17 protein-coding genes and 1 pseudogene are annotated in these 17,228 nt (G+C 65.3%); 12 read left to right on the forward strand and 6 right to left on the reverse strand.

Annotated features, from left to right (window positions below):
• The first annotated feature begins 183 nt into the window (after nt 1-183).
• From SJY11_RS16450 to SJY11_RS16460, 3 genes are all read left to right on the forward strand, one after another.
• Nucleotides 184-888: a glutathione S-transferase family protein gene (locus tag SJY11_RS16450; RefSeq protein WP_376987820.1), complete on the forward strand. Its 705-nt coding sequence runs from the start codon at nt 184-186 to the stop codon at nt 886-888.
• 22 nt (nt 889-910) lie between these two features.
• Nucleotides 911-1,786: a glutathione-dependent disulfide-bond oxidoreductase gene (yghU, locus tag SJY11_RS16455; RefSeq protein WP_376987821.1), complete on the forward strand. Its 876-nt coding sequence runs from the start codon at nt 911-913 to the stop codon at nt 1,784-1,786.
• Between the two features lie 186 nt (nt 1,787-1,972).
• Nucleotides 1,973-2,518 (forward strand): lipocalin family protein, encoded by a 546-nt coding sequence (locus tag SJY11_RS16460; protein ID WP_376987822.1) that lies wholly within the window; start codon nt 1,973-1,975, stop codon nt 2,516-2,518.
• An 88-nt stretch (nt 2,519-2,606) separates the two neighbouring features.
• Here the strand turns inward: SJY11_RS16460 and SJY11_RS16465 are convergent.
• Nucleotides 2,607-4,217: pseudogene (locus SJY11_RS16465) on the reverse strand (AMP-binding protein); the annotation flags it as partial.
• Between the two features lie 87 nt (nt 4,218-4,304).
• Between SJY11_RS16465 and SJY11_RS16470 the strand changes: the two are divergent.
• The 3 genes from SJY11_RS16470 to SJY11_RS16480 all read left to right on the forward strand — a co-directional run bounded on the left by SJY11_RS16470 (nt 4,305) and on the right by SJY11_RS16480 (nt 7,129).
• Nucleotides 4,305-5,656, forward strand: a protein-coding gene (locus tag SJY11_RS16470) for an IS3-like element ISMex37 family transposase (protein WP_376984341.1) whose coding sequence is annotated in 2 segments (ribosomal slippage) — nt 4,305-4,641 and nt 4,641-5,656 — 1,353 coding nt in all. Because the reading frame shifts where the segments join, the coding sequence is not laid out codon by codon here.
• Nucleotides 5,657-5,795: 139 nt separating this feature from the next.
• On the forward strand, nt 5,796-6,656 hold the full coding sequence (locus SJY11_RS16475; protein ID WP_376987823.1) for an isocitrate/isopropylmalate family dehydrogenase: 861 nt from the start codon (nt 5,796-5,798) through the stop codon (nt 6,654-6,656).
• A 206-nt stretch (nt 6,657-6,862) separates the two neighbouring features.
• On the forward strand, nt 6,863-7,129 hold the full coding sequence (locus tag SJY11_RS16480) for a hypothetical protein (protein WP_376987825.1): 267 nt from the start codon (nt 6,863-6,865) through the stop codon (nt 7,127-7,129).
• 120 nt (nt 7,130-7,249) lie between these two features.
• Here the strand turns inward: SJY11_RS16480 and SJY11_RS16485 are convergent, their stop codons facing one another.
• The 5 genes from SJY11_RS16485 to SJY11_RS16505 all read right to left on the reverse strand — a co-directional run bounded on the left by SJY11_RS16485 (nt 7,250) and on the right by SJY11_RS16505 (nt 11,569).
• Nucleotides 7,250-8,083 carry a metallophosphoesterase gene (locus SJY11_RS16485; RefSeq protein WP_376987826.1) on the reverse strand — a complete coding sequence of 278 codons (834 nt, stop codon included), beginning with the start codon at nt 8,081-8,083 and terminating at the stop codon, nt 7,250-7,252.
• 18 nt (nt 8,084-8,101) lie between these two features.
• Nucleotides 8,102-8,962, reverse strand: a complete 861-nt coding sequence (locus SJY11_RS16490) for a carbohydrate ABC transporter permease (RefSeq protein WP_376987827.1) — start codon at nt 8,960-8,962, stop codon at nt 8,102-8,104.
• On the reverse strand, nt 8,959-9,849 hold the full coding sequence (locus SJY11_RS16495) for a carbohydrate ABC transporter permease (RefSeq protein ID WP_376987829.1): 891 nt from the start codon (nt 9,847-9,849) through the stop codon (nt 8,959-8,961). The genes SJY11_RS16490 and SJY11_RS16495 overlap by 4 nt, the downstream gene beginning before the upstream one ends.
• Before the next feature lie 43 nt (nt 9,850-9,892).
• Nucleotides 9,893-11,098, reverse strand: coding sequence for an ABC transporter substrate-binding protein (locus SJY11_RS16500; RefSeq protein ID WP_376987831.1), 1,206 nt, complete (start codon nt 11,096-11,098; stop codon nt 9,893-9,895).
• A 216-nt stretch (nt 11,099-11,314) separates the two neighbouring features.
• The gene (locus tag SJY11_RS16505) at nt 11,315-11,569 is read right to left on the reverse strand and encodes a LysR substrate-binding domain-containing protein (RefSeq protein ID WP_376987833.1); all 255 of its coding nucleotides are present in this window, start codon (nt 11,567-11,569) and stop codon (nt 11,315-11,317) included.
• 208 nt (nt 11,570-11,777) lie between these two features.
• Between SJY11_RS16505 and SJY11_RS16510 the strand changes: the two genes are divergently transcribed.
• The 6 genes from SJY11_RS16510 (at nt 11,778) to SJY11_RS16535 (ending at nt 17,223) form a co-directional block, all read left to right on the forward strand.
• Entirely contained in the window at nt 11,778-12,716 is a 939-nt protein-coding gene (locus SJY11_RS16510; RefSeq protein ID WP_376987834.1) for an ABC transporter permease, read from the forward strand.
• A 65-nt stretch (nt 12,717-12,781) separates the two neighbouring features.
• Nucleotides 12,782-13,606, forward strand: a complete 825-nt coding sequence (locus SJY11_RS16515) for an ABC transporter permease (protein WP_376989351.1) — start codon at nt 12,782-12,784, stop codon at nt 13,604-13,606.
• 83 nt (nt 13,607-13,689) lie between these two features.
• Nucleotides 13,690-15,249, forward strand: coding sequence for an ABC transporter substrate-binding protein (locus SJY11_RS16520; protein WP_376987836.1), 1,560 nt, complete (start codon nt 13,690-13,692; stop codon nt 15,247-15,249).
• 1 nt (nt 15,250) lies between these two features.
• On the forward strand, nt 15,251-15,619 hold the full coding sequence (locus tag SJY11_RS16525) for a metallophosphoesterase family protein (protein WP_376987838.1): 369 nt from the start codon (nt 15,251-15,253) through the stop codon (nt 15,617-15,619).
• Entirely contained in the window at nt 15,510-16,148 is a 639-nt protein-coding gene (locus SJY11_RS16530; RefSeq protein ID WP_376989353.1) for a metallophosphoesterase family protein, read from the forward strand. Before SJY11_RS16525 ends, SJY11_RS16530 begins: the two co-directional genes overlap by 110 nt.
• A gap of 247 nt (nt 16,149-16,395) precedes the next feature.
• Nucleotides 16,396-17,223 (forward strand): sugar phosphate isomerase/epimerase family protein, encoded by an 828-nt coding sequence (locus SJY11_RS16535; RefSeq protein ID WP_376987840.1) that lies wholly within the window; start codon nt 16,396-16,398, stop codon nt 17,221-17,223.
• Nucleotides 17,224-17,228: the final 5 nt, after the last annotated feature.

A 17,228-nucleotide genomic window follows, 5' to 3' on the forward strand; every position in this document is an offset into this window, starting at 1 on the left:
GCCATGGCAACCAACCGTCCACCGCCTGTCCTTGCCAACTCGACGGCTTCTGCTGCCTCTTCGGGAAAGCGAGCGCGGACTGCACGATTCCTCTGGGCAGGGTGTGCTCCGGCCCATCATCGTGGCCGGCGTCCTGCTGGCGGCACGCCGGACGGCACAGAGCCAGACACAAGGAAGAACAGCATGATCCGCTTCTATTTTCACCCGACACCCAACCCGGCGAAGATCGCGCTGTTCCTGGAGGAGACCGGGCTGCGCTATGAGGCCATCCCCGTCGATACCAGCAAGGGCGAGCAGCACACCGCATCGTTCAGGGCGATCAACCCCAATGGCAAGGTTCCGGCGATCGTCGATACCGACGGCCCGGGCGGCAGCGAAACGCGGGTCTTCGATTCGACCGCCATCCTGCTTTATCTCGCTGAGAAGACAGGCCAGTTTCTGGGCAGGCCCGAGGACAAGCCCGAGTTGCTCTCATGGCTGCTGTTCATCGCGTCGGGGCTTGGTCCTTTCTCGGGACAGGCCGTGCACTTCCAGTTCGCCGCTCCCGAAGGTCTGGACTATGCGGTGAACCGATATCGCCGCGAGGCCGAGCGCCACTATCAGGTGCTGAATGACCACCTCGAGGGCAGGACCTATATCGTCGGCGAGAGCTACACGATCGCCGACATGTCGGCATGGGGCTGGCTCGACCGGGCGTCTCGGGTCCGCAAGGGCGCCGACGACCCGCTCGGACCGTTCCGGAATCTCAAGCGCTTGTTTGAAACCATCGAGGCCCGACCGGCTGGCGCTCGCGCACGCGCGGTTGGCAAAGACCACCCTTTCAAGCAGACACGTGACGAGGAGGCCCAGCGCGCGCTGTTCCCGTCCAATTTCCCGCCTGCGACCTGAGCCCAAATCCGGAGTACGCGACATGACCGACAGCACCGAATACGTCCCGCCCAAGGTCTGGACCTGGGACAAGGCCAGCGGCGGCACCTTCGCCAACATCAACCGTCCGATCGCCGGCGCGACGCATGAGAAGGCGTTGCCTGTCGGGAAGCATCCGATGCAGCTCTATTCGCTGGGTACCCCGAACGGCCAGAAGGTCACGATCATGCTGGAGGAGTTGCTGGCGCTCGGCCATGCCGGTGCCGAATACGACGCCTGGCTGATCAAGATCGGCGATGGCGACCAGTTCGGCTCTGGCTTCGTCGAGGTCAATCCCAACTCCAAGATCCCCGCCCTGATGGATCGCAGCGGGCCGACGCCAATCCGTATCTTCGAATCCGGCGCCATCATGATGCATCTGGCCGAGAAGTTCGGCGCGTTCCTGCCGACGGAGCCGGCGGCGCGGGCCGAAACGCTTTCCTGGCTGTTCTGGCAGATGGGCTCGGCGCCGTTCCTCGGCGGCGGCTTCGGTCACTTCTACGCTTATGCTCCGGCCAAGTTCGAATACCCGATCAACCGATACGCCATGGAAGTGAAACGCCAGCTCGACGTGCTCGACCGGCGACTTGCCGACAACGAGTTCATTTCTGGCAGCGACTACACGATCGCCGACATGGCGATCTGGCCCTGGTATGGCGGGCTCGTGAAGGGCTGGCAGTACGGTGCGGCTGAGTTCCTGTCCGTTCAGGAGTACACCAACGTCCAGCGATGGGCCGACCAGATTTTCGCGCGACCCGCTGTAGCCCGCGGCCGGAAGGTCAATCGCACGTCAGGCGATCTGTCCGGGCAACTGCACGAACGTCACGATGCTGGCGATTTCGAAAGCAGGACTCAAGACAAGCTGGTCGCCCAGGCCTGAGAGGTCCGGACAAGGCAAGGAGTTCAGTGAGACTCGTACCGCACACTGGCTCCAGCCTGTCCGCTTATCCCCCGGGGCAGCCGGTATCAACGGCTCCCATGCCGCCGACGTCGTCTGCCGGTGCCGGCTGGTGCGGAACCCAGCCTCATCGGGAGCGTTGAGAAGCGGCTTTCAAGAGGACGCGCCATGAAGAAGATCGCTCCGATCGCGCTGATCATGTTGTCAGGCCTGGCACTCGCAGCTTGCAACCCGCTGGAGAAGCAGCCCGTCGGCAATGTGAGCGTCCCTCAGCCACGCAAGCCGGTCGAACTGAACCGCTATCTCGGCAAATGGTATGAGCAAGGCCGCTATGAGGCCAGCTTCCAGAAGGGCTGTGAAAAGGTCACGGCCGATTATGCCGCAAAGCCCGATGGCTCGATCGCGGTCGTCAACTCATGTCGGCAGAGCGACCCGGCCGGCCCGCTCAGGACCGCAGAGGCAACAGCACGCGTGGTCGATGGGTCGGGCGGGGCCAAGCTGAAGGTCACGTTCTTCTGGCCCTTCCAAGGTGATTACTGGATCCTGGACCGTGCCAGTGACTACTCCTGGTCGATCGTCGGCGAGCCCTCTGGCAAGTATCTCTGGATCCTGACGCGCGACGAGACGATCAGCCGCCGCCACTACGCGGCCCTGGTCAGCCGCGCCCGCGCGCTTGGCTACGACACCGATCTGCTGCGCCGGACGCAGCAGTAGTCTGTTGCGTCGTTGAAGCCTCGCATCCGTCGATCGCCGGGGACAGCCTCGTCTCCTCATCATGCAGACAGGGGCTGATCGGCCCGCCTCAAAGCAAAGCCCTGAGCTCTTCCTTCCTGACCTTCCCCGTCGCGGTCATGGGAAGCGCCTGCACGAGCCTGATCTCGGGCACCTTGTAGGCTGCCATACGCTCACGGCACCAGGCGGCGAGCGCAGCCTCGTGCAGCCCCGCTGCGTCTTCGGCGAGCGCGATGAACGCCACCGGAACCTGCCCGCGCTCGGCATCGTCGCGACCGATGACCCCCGATCCAGCGATAGCGGGATGCTGGCCGAGCATCGCCTCGATCTCGGCCGGGAAGACGCTCATTCCCTTGACCTTGAGCATCTCCTTGCGGCGTCCGAGGAAGTGCAGATAGCCCTGCTCGTCGATCACGCCGATGTCGCCGGTATGGAGAAAGCCCGCGCGAATTGCCTCTGCCGTCGCATCGGGCTTGTTCCAGTAGCCCTTGAACAGCGATGGCGAGCGGATGCAGATCTCGCCGGTTTCGCCAAGCGGCAGCAAAGCTCCACTGTCGAAATCACAGATCTTGAAGTCAGTGCCCGGAACCGGCAGGCCGACGAAGACCGGCTGGGACAACAGGTCGAAATCCTCCTGCTGCATGCCGATGGTGAAGCTGTCCATCGTGTGGGTTTCGGTCATGCCCCAGGCCGCCTCGATCATGTCCGCGCCGGTCAGAGCCCGCCAGCGGGCCCGGAAATCCGGGTTCAGCTTCTTCACGAAGGACGAGGCGCGGACCTTCTGCAGTGTGGTCAGATCGAACGACGCCGTCTGTGGATGCTCGAGGATCTCGACGGCATTGTCGACGAGCAGATAGGCAAAGCTCGCCTTGTAGCGTGCGACCGCCGTCATGAAGCCCACCGCATCCCAGCGTGCCATCAACACCACGGTGGCACCCGCCACGATCGGGAAGAGCAACCCGGTGTCCTCGCCGGCGATCCAGAAGATCGGCACGAAATTGACGACGACATCGTCGGGCGTCAGCTGGAAGCTTGCCGCCAGGCTGGTGCCGGCCGTGTAGAGCATGTCGCGCTGGGTGTGGATGCAGCCCTTCGGCATGCCGGTCGTGCCACCCGTGTAGTTCAGAGCGGCGACCGCATCGAGATCGGGCGCTATGGCGGGCGCGCGCGCCGTCACCTTCGCCAGCGCCGGCAGCAGGTCGATGGCATCGTCGCATGTGACCTTGGTCTGCAGCAGCGCCTTCGGCAAGGGCACACTCGGCACCTCAGGCAGCATCTCGGCGAAGCTCGTGACGAAGACAGTCGCAACCGTTGTCTGATCCCGGACCTGCCGCAGCAGCGGCATGAGACTGTCCAGACAGATGATGGTCCGCGCGCCGGTGTCGTTCAACTCGTAGGCGAGTTCGGCTTCCCGGAATAGCGGATTCACGGGCACATGCACCGCCCCGAGCTTCAGGATGGCGAAGAAGGCGAGCATGAACTGCGGGCAGTTCGGCAGGAAGACCGCGACCCGATCGCCAGGGCGCACGCCGGACTCGTGCAACAGAGCAGCGAAGCGGTCGCTGAGCTCGTCCAGCTCGGCATACGTGATCTCCCGGCCGTAGAAGATGCAGGCTGGCTTGTCCGGCTGGCGCTTGGCCCATTCGCGCAAATGCTCGCTGATCGCGATCTCGCCGAGAGGATTGTCCGCCTTCAGCGCTCTTGAGACAGTTTAGGGGTTTTCGGGAAGGGAGGATTTCTGGATCATCGCAGCCATTCAGGAGCGCAGATGAGACAGAAATCGGGGCCGGAGAAAGCACCGGCAGAGCAAGTCGTGAAGGATATTCGCCGAGCGACGCGGCGGCAGTTCTCGGCCGAAGAGAAGATCCGCATCGTGCTGGAGGGCGTGCGCGGCGAGGAGAGCATCGCGGAGCTGTGCCGGCGCGAGGGGATCGCCTCGTCGATGTATTACGGCTGGTCGAAGGAGTTCCTCGACGCCGGCAAGCGCCGTCTCGCCGGTGACACGGCCCGCGCCGCGACGTCAGACGAGGTGAAGGAACTGCGTCGCGAGGCGCAGGCCCTGAAGGAGGCTGTGGCCGATCTGACCCTGGAAAACCGCCTGCTTAAAAAAAGCATGCTCGCGGATGGGGAGGACGACATATGAGGTATCCCGCCTCCGAGAAGGCCGAGATCATCCGCCTGGTCGAGGGATCGCACCTGCCGGCGCGTCGCACCTTGGACAAGCTCGGCATCCCGCGCGCCACGTTCTATCGCTGGTACGATCGCTATCTCACCGGCGGGATCGAGGCGCTTGCCGATCATCGCTCGCGGTCGGATCGTGTCTGGAACCGGATTCCCGACCCGATCCGGGCCGAGATCATCGACCTGGCGCTGCGCGAAACGGAGCTGAGCCCACGCGAGCTGGCGGTGCGCTTCACCGACGAAAAACACTACTTTGTCTCGGAAGCATCGGTGTACCGGCTGCTGAAGGCGCATGATCTGATCACCAGCCCGGCTTACATCGTCATCAAGGCGGCGTCCGAGTTCAAGGACAAGACGACGGCGCCCAACCAGCTCTGGCAGACCGACTTCACCTACCTGAAGATCACGGGCTGGGGCTGGTATTATCTCTCAACCGTGCTCGACGACTTCTCCCGCTTCATCGTCGCCTGGAAGCTCTGCGCCACGATGCGGGCTGACGACGTCACCGCCACGCTCGATCTGGCTCTGGCGGCATCGGGGCTCGACCAGATCACGGTCGCTCATCGACCCAGGCTGTTGAGCGACAACGGCAGTTCCTACATCTCGGCCGACCTCGCCACCTGGCTCGACGGCAAGGGCATGAAACACGTTCGCGGCGCGCCCTATCACCCTCAGACACAGGGCAAGATCGAGCGCTGGCACCAGACCCTGAAGAACCGCATCCTGCTGGAAAACTACTATCTGCCCGGCGATCTCGAACGGCAGGTTGCCGCCTTCGTCGAGCATTACAACCATGCCCGCTACCACGAGAGCCTCGGCAACCTCACCCCGGCCGACGTCTACTTCGGCCGCGGGCAGGCCATCCTCACCGAACGCGAAAGGATCAAGCGCCAGACAATCCAGCGCAGACGCTTGCAGCATCAGCTGCAGGCCGCATAACCTCAAACCCAGATGAGCCAGAACCTCCGTTCCTGAGACGCCGCAACAGTCTCAAATCATCTGACGACGGACAGTCGGCAGACACGGCTCGACCGTCCCAACCGATCTTCTGGCATCTGTCTGCTCTTCAGACGCGGTCTTGCTGGTCACGGGCGCGCACGGCACGATCGATGATCGGCCGTTCGCGGCCTTTCGGCAGACGATCGTCGCCTGCCTCGACCTTGCGGTGACCATTTGTCCAATTCGAACCCTTAACGAGCTTCGCAGCCCGCTCCTTGGCGTCTCGCCGCCCCAGCTCGACTGGTTGGTCGTCGGAGGCGTCGACGGCGCATCGCGTCCGGGTGACGGCGATCTTGCGCCGAACGATTCTGACCTGGCGATGGTGCGCGACAGCTGGATATCGAGGCAGCCCGACGTCGAGGGCCTGCTGCGTCACGCCTTCCAAACGGCGCGATCGCGCCCGCGCAAACGTCTGACGGTGGTCACCGGGACCTATCCGCTCAATCATGGCTTGGCGATGTGGAGGGAGACCGCAGAGCGTGTCGCGCAGGGCTATCCCGATGTCGTCGTCGATTATGCGCCAATCGCTGCATTGGGTGGGCGAATGACACACCATCCGCAAACGATCGATACAATCGCGACACCCAGTCTCTATAGCCATGTTCTGTCCGCCTGGGCCGCCGCCTTGGCCGGCCCCCCGGGGGTCTTCGCCGCGGCCAGTCTCAATCTGAAGGGCCGGACTCCAGCCTTGTTCGAACCCCTTGATAGCTCCGCTCGGGGAACAGGTATCGGAGCCGCTCGCTGCCCCGTCGGAGCCTTTTGGGCCTGTGCGATGTTGCTCAACCATCTCGGCGAGCGTGACGCCGCGGCTTTGGTGATGCGGGCGATCGAGTCACTGAGTGGCGATCTTGCCGCCAGGTTCCCCCATCCTGGCGGGCAAGATCTCCTGGAGGCTGCGACCGATTTCGTGGTCTCGGCGATCCGGCAACAGGCAGCCTGAACACGAACGGATCACGCCGTCAGCAACTCGGCACAGCGAGCAGCCGTGGCGAGTGTCCCAACGTGCTCCCCATTTTTTTGCAGGGGATCAGACCGGGGCGGCTACTCGCGAGAAGTGTCGTGACATCGCCCTCATGCGCAACGAATGGAGGCCGACCGGGTGGCTGGTGCGCCCAACCGGCGTGGAACGGCTGACGCTGCTGGCTCATGCGGCAGAGCGGCCCCTCCGGTCCCAAGGCGGAAACGATCCTTGTCGCGCAGACGCGCTGCGGCGAACGGGAGCGCTGGCTCGAAGCGGCCGGCATGGCCCGCCCCGCGCAGGTCCGCACGGCACCGCATTTCTTCATGATAGTGCAAGCGGCGGTGGCGGGACAGGGCTGCATCGTCGGCCCGCCGCGCGTGCTGGGCGACCTGATCGAGCAGGGCGTCTGGCCGCCCTCTTCCCCGCCATTGTGGCCAACGGTGCGACCGTGACGGCGACCTACAATCCCGAGCGCTGCAAGGCCGCTCGTGGATCCTCAGCGGCGAGCCCTGTTCCAGGACTTCTGATCAAGTGCCCTGACCAGATCCGAGATGTCGTACAGCCGGCAGTCGTCAGGGACGCAGGATGATCTCGCTGGTGCCCTTCGGCAGGAAGACGGGGCCTTCATAGAGCAGGTTGCGATGGCGCAGCCGCAACCCGTCCGGCGCTACGGTGCCGATCGCGACGGTGGGTTGCTCGAGCGTTCCCTCGATCGCGTCGGCTTCTCCCTCCTGACCGAGCTGGTGGACGAGCGAGCGCTGGGTGGAGATCGGAATTCCATGCCACGATCCGTTGATGGTCTGGTGCACATGGCCGCACAGGATGTGATCGGGCCGGCGTCCGGCCGCGTCGAAGATGCGTAGAAGCGCCTCCGGCTCATCGAGCGCGATCGCGTCATAGGCGGGCGAGCCGGTCGCGAAGGGCGGATGATGCATGAAGCAGTAGACCGGCTTGTCGGTCCTCGCATCGCGCAAGGCGTCGCGCAGAAACAGCAGCCGCTCCGGGCAAAGCCGCCCGCCGGCATCGCCGCGTCCCTCGTCCAGCGTATCGAGCGTGATGAGCGTGCAGCGCGCGAGCTCGACGACCGACTGAACGAAGCCGTCCTGCCGAGGCGCAGATTGCGGATATTCGCCGAGGAAGACGCTCCGCCGATCGTGATTGCCCATCATCGGAATGATAGGCACGGCTGCCCCGGCGAGCGCCTGTGCGAGCGCCTGATAGGATTCCACCTCGCCGCGATGGGCGAGGTCGCCCAGGAGCACGAGACACCCGACGCCGGCATGGTCGCGCGCCAGCAGCGCCAGCGCGGCGTCGAGCCTGACCCGCGGATCGATCCCATAGAGCAGGCTCCCCTCCGGCATGAAGTGGAGATCGGCCAGAACCGCAAAGTCATCGCATCGTGCCATTGTCTCACCCGCCAGGTTTCAGAGGCCCTGCCGCAACCCGCGGACCAGATGCCGCTGGAGTAGAAGGAAGAAGGTCAGGCATGGCAGGGTTGCCAGGCAGCTCACCGCCATCAACTGGTTCCAGCGCGTCTGGTATTCGCCCATGAACTGCGTGGCCCCGACGGTGATCGTCGTCGCCTTGCCGCCTGCGAGGAAGGTGCGGGCGAAAATGAAGTCGTTCCAGGAGACGACGAACACATAGATCGCGACGGCCGACAGGGCCGGCGCCAGATTGGGCGTGATGATGGTCGCCAGCGTGCGCAAGCGCGAGGCGCCGTCGATCGCCGCCGCCTCGTCGATCGATCGGGGGACAGTGTCGATATAGCCCTTGAGGACGAAGGTCGCGAGCGGCACGGCGAAGGACAGGTTGCCCAGCAGTACCGACACCGGCGAGCCCAGGAGGCCGAAGCCGCGCATCATGACGTAGAGCGGCGTGATCAGGACCGTCGCCGGCAGCAGCTTCGAGACGAAGAGAAGCCCCGCACCGGTGCCGATCAACGCTCCCGTGCCGCGCGACAGCGCATAGGCCGCCGGCGTCGCGATCAGCAGCGTCGTCGCAACCGATCCGAGCGCGATCACAATCGAATTGGCGAGCCACGCCATCGTCTGCTCGTTGCCGAGCACCAGCGCCCAGGCGCCGAGCGTCAGGTCTTCGGCGAAGGGCGACAGGGCCGGCGGCCACCGGCTCAGCGCTTCGTCGGAACGAACCGAGGACAGCGCCATCCAGTAGATCGGCAGGAGGGACAAGACCGCCATCGCGGCCAGGGTGAGCCAGCCCGCGATCGTCCAGACATTGCGTTCGGCAACATGCATGCCGTCCGTTTCGATCGGCTGCGTCATCGCGCTTTCCGCGTCATGGCGGGCCAGAACAGGGCAGCAAGCACGAGCCCGACCAAAAGCGTCACGACGCCGAGCGCCGCACCCGTTCCGGGCGAAAGGAAACGGAAGGTCTCGGTGTAGACCCGCAGGGCGAGGGTCTCGGTGGCGCGAGCAGGACCTCCACCCGTCATCACCATGATCGTCTCGACATTGCGAAAAGCCGACATGGTCGCGAGAAAGATCGCCACGACAGCAACCGGTTTTACCAGCGGCCAGGTGACATAGCGAAACAGAGCCACGGATCCGGCGCCGTCAAGCCGAGCCGCCTCGTAGAGTTCCCGTGGCACGGACTGCAAGGCCGCCGCCATCATCACCGTGAAGAAGGGATATTCCTTCCAGATCGCCACCAGCGTGACGGATGCGAGCGCCCAGTCCGGCGCGCTCAGGAACGGAACCGGCGAGGACGCAAGCCCTGTTCCGAGTATCGCCGCATTGATCAGGCCAAAGCGCTCGTCGAGCAGCAGCATCCAGACCACGCTGGCGATGACGGGCGCGACGGCCCAGGGGCTGATGAGCGCGGTCTGCATCGCGGCGCGGCCGCGCCTGAGCGAGCCAAGGGCCAGCGCGGTGGCCATCCCGAGAACGAAGGCGATCGCCGTGCTTGCAATGGTGAAGACCGCCGTGGCGAAGGCGACGCGGGGCATGTCCGGATGAAGCAGGGCGCGCTCGTAATTGGCGAGCGTCATCGGCTTGACGATCGGCCGCATCAACTCGTTCAGCCGCAACTCGTGCAGCGATATCTGGATCAGCTTGATGATCGGCCAGGCGACGAAAGCGGTTGTCACCAGGATGGCCGGCACGAGCAGACAGAGATGAAAGACGAGGGCCTGCCGCTCGAGATCAAGCACAGGGCGGCGTCTGGTCGCCGCCCTGCTGTCGCCAAAGGCCGCGCTACTTGCGGATGACGTCACGGTTGATCACTTCGACGATCCGCTTCGCCGCTTCGGCCGAGCCGTATTTGCCGGTCACCATGGCCGACATTTCATTGGCGACGATGTCCGAGATCTTGGTGAACTCGCTCTCGTAGCCAATCGGGAGATGCGAGCGCGACGGCGCAGATGCGGCGGCGTCGAACATGGCCAATGTCGGCCACTTCGCCTTGGCTGTGTCCGAGACCATGCCTACGCGGCCGGGCGGATTTCCGGTGACCTCCGCGTATTTCTGCTGCCATTCGGGGCTGGCGGCGAGCTGGATGAATTTCCAGACCAGCTCCTTGCGCTCAGGCGTGATCTCTTTGGGCATGGCGAGCGCATTGGAGGGGCCGCCGGCCATATTGGAGAAGGGTAGCTTGGCGACCCGCCAGCCGTCCTTGACAGCCGCATTCGCCATGTTGTCGGCGTAGCCTGGAGCCCAGCTTCCGTCGATATACATGGCGGCCTGACCGCCCCAGAACAGCCGGCGCATCGGGGTGTTGTCGAGACCTTTCGGCGAGACGCCGGCCTTGATCAGGCCGTCGATGGTCTCGAGCGTCCGCGCAATCTCGTCCTGGCTGTCGAGCTTGCCGTCCTTGACCAGCTCGCGGTCGCGCCCGGCATGGAAATGCATGAAGTACATGTATCCCCACGACGAGGTGGAGGTGTTCATCGCAAAACCATACTGCTCGGTGCGGCCGTCCCTGACCTTGGTCAGGCTTTTGGCCGCGGCGATCAACTCGGCTTCCGTCGTCGGGACGGAGACACCGGCGGCCTTGAGCATCGGTTCGTTGTAGAGGAGGCCGAAGCCGTAGTTCAGCATCACGAGGCCCAGCGTCTTGCCGTCCACCGTCATCGCCGCCTGGTTCGGAACCCAGGATGTCCGGATGTCGGTCTTGTCCACCCAGCGATCGAGAGGCTCGAGCACGCCCTCTGCGCCATAGCCCCAGACGAAGCGGGCCGTCATGTGGACGATATCGGGCGGGTTGCCCGCGGCGAAGCGCGTGGTCAGCATCCGGTGGTGATCGTTCGATGGCGCGTTCGTCAGATTGATCTTCACGCCGGGATTCTGCTTCTCGAACTCCGCTGTGACCGCCCGCCACCAGGGTCCAAAGCTCTCCTGGAGTTGGTAAGTGGGGAACTCGAGGGTGATGCCCTGAGCGCCGGCTGGAGCGGCGGCCAGCATCAGACATGCCGTAGCAATAATCCGCAGGATTTTCATAGCCGCCTCTCGTCCGAAGATCGCCAATGGCGCTCATGAACAGCAGCTCGGCAACGCTTATATGACGTTGGGGCAAGAAGCGATGCCGAGCTCGTACCGGATCGTCTCAAAAGCCGCACGACCGGTTTCGCGCGACCGCGCGGTGGACGATGTGTTCCAGATGCCCCTGAGCGACGGGGATCAGGCAAAGGCCTGCCGCGCCACATCGGTGAAAGCCGCCACAGCGCCCCTTGCGCGCCAATCTGGCCGTGCGACGAGATGCTCGCCCGGCGTCATCGCGGCATCGTCGACCGGCACGCCGCGCAGGCGCGGATCGCTGCCCCTTTCGCGGCTGAGCACGATCCCGAGGCCGAGACCCGCGGCGACCGCCTCCTTCACCGTCTCGCGGCTGCCGAGCACGAGCGTCGGCGTGATTTCAACGCCGCGGCAGGGCATTACAGCGCGTTGATCGCCAGAGTGATCATCGCGGTGCCTATGCCGGCCGGCACTGGCGGAGATGGAGTCCCTCTCCGTCCGGCAGGGGCACATGGGCCGTCACGCCGCTGACACCTGATCGCCGTAGGGCGACCACGCAGCCTGCCATGCAGCAGCGCCAAGAGGCCACCCCATAGCGGAGTGGTGGTCCTGCCAAAACGGGATTCGCATGCTGAATTTCATCGCTCGGCGGATGATTCGGGCGCTTCTGACGCTCGCGATCTGCGTCACCGCCGTGTTCGTCGTCCTGCGGCTGGCCGGCGATCCGACCGACATGCTACTGCCTGACGACACGCCGCCCGAGGTCAAGGCGGACTATCGCGAGCGCTGGGGCATCGACCGGCCGATCGCCGAGCAGTACGCCCGCTTCCTGCTGGCCGTGACGCGCGGCGATCTCGGGGTGTCGTTCGCCGATGGTCGCCCGGCGGTCGTCGTCGTGGCCGAGGCCATTCCCAACACGCTGCTCCTGGCCGCCGCGGCGCTGTGCCTGGCGCTGATCATCGGCATTCCGCTGGGGATGCTGGCCGCGCTGAAACACAACTCGGCGCTGGACCGGATCGTCATGTCCATCGCCGTGCTGGGCTTTTCAATTCCGACCTTCTTCTTCGGCATCCTGCTCATCCTGCTGTTTGCCCTGACGCTGCGCTGGCTGCCGTCCTCGGGCACGGACACCTGGTGGCATCTGGTGATGCCGACGCTGACGCTCGCGGCGGGCCTGCTCGGCAAGATCGCGCGCTTCACCCGCACCGCGATGCTCGAGGCGCTCGGCCAGAGCTTCGTGCGGACGGCGCGCGCCAAGGGCGTTCCCCGGCTGCCGGTGCTGCTGCGCCATGTCTTTCCCAATGCGGCGGTGCCGCTGCTGATGTTTCTGGGGATCGAGACGGGCCTTCTGTTCGCAGGCGCTGCCGTCACCGAGACGATCTTCGCCTGGCCGGGCGTCGGCCGCCTGCTGGTGTCGTCGGCCGGCGTGCGCGATCTCGCCGTGATCCAGACCGCGATCCTGTTCGTCGCTGCCGTCATCATCGTCTCGAACCTGGCCGTCGACATCATCCACGCTTTGATCGACCCACGGGTCGATATGCTCGGCGCAGAGGGGCGCACGTCGTGAGTGCCGTCGAGCCCCTGGCCGGCGCCGTCGCGGCGGGCGGTGCGCGTTCTCGGTTCTCCGGCGGCATGCCGCTCAGCATCCGGCTTGCGCTGGGGTTCCTGCTGCTGATGGTCGTGGTGTCGCTGCTCGCGCCGGTGATCGCGCCTTATGATTTCGCCACGCAGAATCTCGCGCGCCGCCTCCGCCCACCGGTGTTCTGGGGCGGAGACTGGGCCTATGTGCTCGGCACCGACCATCTCGGGCGCGATATCCTCAGCCGCCTGATCTACGGCATCCGGACCTCGATCGCGATCGCGCTGGCGGGAACGCTGATCGGGGCTTTAATCGGAACGGTGCTCGGCTATGTCGCTGCCCGCCGCAGAGGCTGGCTCGACGATGTGATCATGATGATGGTGGACGTCCAGGCGGCCCTGCCGGCCTTCTTCATCGCCATCGCCTTCATCGCCCTCGTCGGATCGAACCTGCTCATCTTCGTCGTGCTGGTCAGCCTCGAGGGCTGGGAGCGCTACACCCGTCTCGTGCGCGGCCTCGTCATCTCGGAGCAGGCAGCCCTCTATGTGCGGGCGGTCAAGGCGCTGGGGGCGACGGCCAACCGCGTCAACCTCAAACATGTCCTTCCGAACATCGCCGCCTCGCTGGTGGTGCAGATGACGATCACCTTTCCCTGGGTGATCCTGCTGGAGACCACGCTGTCCTTCCTGGGGCTCGGCGTGCAGCCGCCCGGCACGTCTCTCGGACAGATGCTGGGCGCGGGCCGCAACTATCTGCTGCAGGCCTGGTGGATCGCGGTCTGCCCCGGCCTCGTGATCTTTCTGACGACCCTGTCGGTCAGCCTGTTCGGGGACTGGCTGCGCGACCGGCTCGACCCGACGCTCGACGGGGCCGCCTGACCTGATCCGATGGTGCCGGCCTGTCACGGGCCTGTCGCCTGCATCGCATAGCCCTCCGCCACCGCTCTCCGGGAACCTTCGCCATGTCGCTCAATCGCCGTCGTTTCGTTCAGGGCGCCGTTGCCGCGCCGTTCGTCGTCACCACCCCGCACGCCTTCGCGCAGACCGACCGGCGCCCGGCCCTGACGGTCGCCGTCGCCGAGCTGCCCAAGGTTCTCGAGCCGGCGATGGAGCTGAACAATGTCGGCACGCGCGTCACCTATTCCGTCTTCGACACAGTGATCCGGCGCGACTTCAAGAGCCAGCCGGGGGGCGGCGGTTCCAAGCTGGTGCCGCATCTCGCCTTGTCCTGGGAACGGGAAACTCCGCGGTCGCTGATCGTGAAGTTCCGTCCCGACGTGAAATTCCACAATGGCGACGAGATGACCGCTGATGACGTCGCCTATACCTTCCGGAACGGGCGCCTCTGGGGCGATAAGCCTGCAATCCCGGGCGGTCGCCCGTTCTTTGGCACGCTCGAGGCGGTCGAGGCGATCGACCGGCACACCGTCCGTTTCAAGACGGTCGCGCCGGATGTGCTGATGGAGCAGCGGCTGGCCTCCTGGTGTTCCTGGATCGTCAACAAGCGCCATTACGAGCAGGTCGGCCTCGAGGGCTTCGGCAAGAACCCGGTCGGGACCGGCCCCTTCCGCTTCTCGCGGATGCGCGCCAACGAGTTCATGGAGTTCGAGGCCTTCGACGGCTACTGGATGGGCCGGCCGAATGCGCGGCGCGTCACCTTCCGCGAAGTCCCGGAGCTGTCGGCCCGCATCGCCGGCCTCGTCTCCGGTGATTTCGACCTCATCACCAATGTGCCGCCGGACCAGATCCAGGTCATGTCGAGCTACAAGGATGTCGAGGCGCGCTCGGTCGTGCTGGCCAACAGCCATCTGCTGACCTTCGATGCGCGCAGCCCCGGCACCTCGGACAAGCGCATTCGGCAGGCCCTGGCGGTCGCCATCGACCGGCAGAAGCTGGTCGACGCGCTGTGGCTGGGCAGGGCGGTGATCCCGCCCTCGCACAACTATCCCGAATATGGCGACATGTTCCTCCAAGGGCGTGGCCTGGCCTTCAATCCCGAGCGGGCCCGCGCGCTGCTGCGCGAAGCCGGCTACAAGGGCGAGCCGATCACCTACCGCACCATGCCGAACTACTATACCGGCGCGCTCGACGCCGCGCAGATCATCATCGAGATGTGGAAGGCGGTCGGCATCGATGCGCGCCTCCAGGTGGTCGAGAACTTCGCGCAGATGCAGGGCCCCGGCCAGCAAGTCGGCAACACCTCGAACTCGACCCGCTTTCCCGATCCGCTCGGCGCGATCTGGCCGAGCTGGGGGCCGGCCTCGGCCTTCCAGACGACCAAGGCCTTCGCCGAGGCGGATGCCGCGCCCTTCAACACCGCCGGTCGTGCCCTGCTCGGCGAAACCGACCCCGCCAAGCGCAAGGCGCTGTTTGCCCAGATGCTCGACGCCTATGAAGACGCCTGCCCCGGCACGATCCTGTATCAGCCGCTCGAGACCTATGGCGTGAAGAAGAAGGTCAACTGGACGCCCTACAGCTTCTTCTTCATGGACCTGCGCGCCGACAATCTGAGCTTCGCCTGAGATGACCACGGCCCAAGGCGCCGACCGGCCGCTGCGCGTCGTCCAGGTTTCGGACACGCATCTGTCGGAAACCCACGCCTATTTCATCGACAATTACGATGTCTTCGTCGATGAGATGCAGGCGCTGAAGCCGGATCTGATCGTCCACACCGGCGACATCTCGTTCAACGGCCCGTTGCGGCCGGCCGATCTCGCCTTCGCCAAGGCGCAGCTCGAACCGGCTGCCGGCGCCCGTGGTGACGCTGGCGGGGAACCACGACATCGGCGAGGCCCCGCCCTTCTCGCGGCTCAACCAGCCGATCGATGCGGCGCGCATGGAAGCCTGGACGACGACGGTCGGCCCGATGTGGTGGAGCCACGATCTCGGTGACTGGCGGCTCATTGGGCTCGACAGCGCCCTGATGGCGTCCGGACTGGCGGAGGAGGAGGCCCAGCTTGCGTTCCTGCGCGATCAGCTCGCCTCGCGCGGGCCGCGCCAGGCCATGGTCTTCATGCACATGCCGCCCTTCGAGACGGACGCGAAGGACGAGAGACCGACCACCTCCTGCGTGCCCCATCCGGCGCGGCGGGCGCTGCTCGAAACCTGTCGCGACGCCGGCGTCAAGGTGATCGCCTGCGGGCATCTGCACGTCTACCGCCGGATCCGCTATCAGGGCATGGGCATCGTCTGGGCGCCGCCGACGGCGATGGTCCATTTCGAACGCCAATGGCGCAAATGGCGGCGCTGGTCGCGGCCGGGCTATCTGGTCTGGACTCTCGATGGCGGCACGATCCGCCATGACCTCGTCGAGCCCCGCATGATGATCGCGCAGGACACCTCGCGCTGGACCGATGTCGGCGGCACCACCACCAACATGCCGCCGCGGCCCCTGCGCAGACATATCGCGCAGCCGGCGTGATCGGCTGACGCCGCCACGGCGATCGGGCCGAAGGCCGGGATTTTGCCGTACCACGTGTTCAGTTCAAACAGAATTGAAGCCGGCAAATTAAAATCATCAAAGTGCGCAGCCCTCCCTCGATTTTCGCATGAGGCCGTCATCCGCGCGTCACCGCTGGATGGCTTAGTTCTCATCGAGGCAGCGACACCGGCCCGAAGGGCTGTCGCTCACGCCCCCATCCGATTTCCCGCCTGTCCGGACTCCCCTCATGTCTTTGCATCAAGCCCTGCCCATCCTCGGCGCCGCGCTCCCGCTCACCGGTCTCCGCCTTCACCGGGACTGGATCCTCGAGAAGCAGCGCGATGTCGAGGTGCAGGATTTTTTCCTCGCCGACGTCCTGAACGGCGACTGGAAGCAGCTGGCCGACGATGTCCTGACGGCGCTCGACGGCCATACCGGGCGGCTGGGGATCCACGGCCCGTTCTGGGGCTTCAACATCGCCTCGAAGGACCCCGATGTGCGCGCCATCGTCGGCAAGCGCATGCATCAGGGGCTGGATGTCTGCGCCCATCTCGGCGCGACGCAGATGGTCATCCACTCGCCCTACACGACCTGGGACTACAACAATCTCGACGATCATCAGAATGCGCGCCAGCTGACGATCGAACTGACCCATGCCGCCATCGGCGACGCCGTCCGCCGTGCCGCCGACATGGGCGTCGTGCTGGTCATCGAGAACATCGAGGACAAGGACGCCCATATCCGCGTCGATCTCGCCCGCTCCTTCGACAGCGAATTCGTCCGCGTCTCGATCGACACCGGCCACGCCAATTATGCCCACGGCTCGACCGGCGGCCCGCCGGTCGACTATTTCGTCCATGCCGCGGGCGACATGCTCCATCACGTCCATCTTCAGGATACCGACGGCTATGCCGACCGCCACTGGAACCCGGGCGAAGGCAACATCCGGTGGGCCTCCGTGTTCCGCGCGCTGCGGGGGCTGAGCAGCAACCCGCGGCTGATCCTCGAAGTCCGCAACAAGGACACCGTCAGGGCCGGGGCCGATCACCTGATCGCGCTGGGCCTCGCCCAGTAGCGGCC

The sequence above is a fragment of the Allobosea sp. R86505 genome (assembly GCF_042466375.1).
In the GTDB taxonomy this organism is placed as follows: Bacteria; Pseudomonadota; Alphaproteobacteria; order Rhizobiales; family Beijerinckiaceae; genus Allobosea.

What these genes read in the sequence shown, in the direction of transcription:
- SJY11_RS16525 (WP_376987838.1), top strand. Translation starts at nt 15,251, where the DNA reads ATGACCACGGCCCAAGGCGCCGACCGGCCGCTGCGCGTCGTCCAGGTT.
- SJY11_RS16490 (WP_376987827.1), bottom strand. Translation starts at nt 8,962, where the DNA reads ATGACGCAGCCGATCGAAACGGACGGCATGCATGTTGCCGAACGCAAT.
- SJY11_RS16510 (WP_376987834.1), top strand. Translation starts at nt 11,778, where the DNA reads ATGCTGAATTTCATCGCTCGGCGGATGATTCGGGCGCTTCTGACGCTC.
- SJY11_RS16460 (WP_376987822.1), top strand. Translation starts at nt 1,973, where the DNA reads ATGAAGAAGATCGCTCCGATCGCGCTGATCATGTTGTCAGGCCTGGCA.
- SJY11_RS16520 (WP_376987836.1), top strand. Translation starts at nt 13,690, where the DNA reads ATGTCGCTCAATCGCCGTCGTTTCGTTCAGGGCGCCGTTGCCGCGCCG.
- SJY11_RS16500 (WP_376987831.1), bottom strand. Translation starts at nt 11,098, where the DNA reads ATGCTGGCCGCCGCTCCAGCCGGCGCTCAGGGCATCACCCTCGAGTTC.
- SJY11_RS16505 (WP_376987833.1), bottom strand. Translation starts at nt 11,569, where the DNA reads ATGCCCTGCCGCGGCGTTGAAATCACGCCGACGCTCGTGCTCGGCAGC.
- SJY11_RS16480 (WP_376987825.1), top strand. Translation starts at nt 6,863, where the DNA reads ATGCGGCAGAGCGGCCCCTCCGGTCCCAAGGCGGAAACGATCCTTGTC.
- SJY11_RS16485 (WP_376987826.1), bottom strand. Translation starts at nt 8,083, where the DNA reads ATGGCACGATGCGATGACTTTGCGGTTCTGGCCGATCTCCACTTCATG.
- SJY11_RS16450 (WP_376987820.1), top strand. Translation starts at nt 184, where the DNA reads ATGATCCGCTTCTATTTTCACCCGACACCCAACCCGGCGAAGATCGCG.
- SJY11_RS16515 (WP_376989351.1), top strand. Translation starts at nt 12,782, where the DNA reads ATGCCGCTCAGCATCCGGCTTGCGCTGGGGTTCCTGCTGCTGATGGTC.
- yghU (WP_376987821.1), top strand. Translation starts at nt 911, where the DNA reads ATGACCGACAGCACCGAATACGTCCCGCCCAAGGTCTGGACCTGGGAC.
- SJY11_RS16535 (WP_376987840.1), top strand. Translation starts at nt 16,396, where the DNA reads ATGTCTTTGCATCAAGCCCTGCCCATCCTCGGCGCCGCGCTCCCGCTC.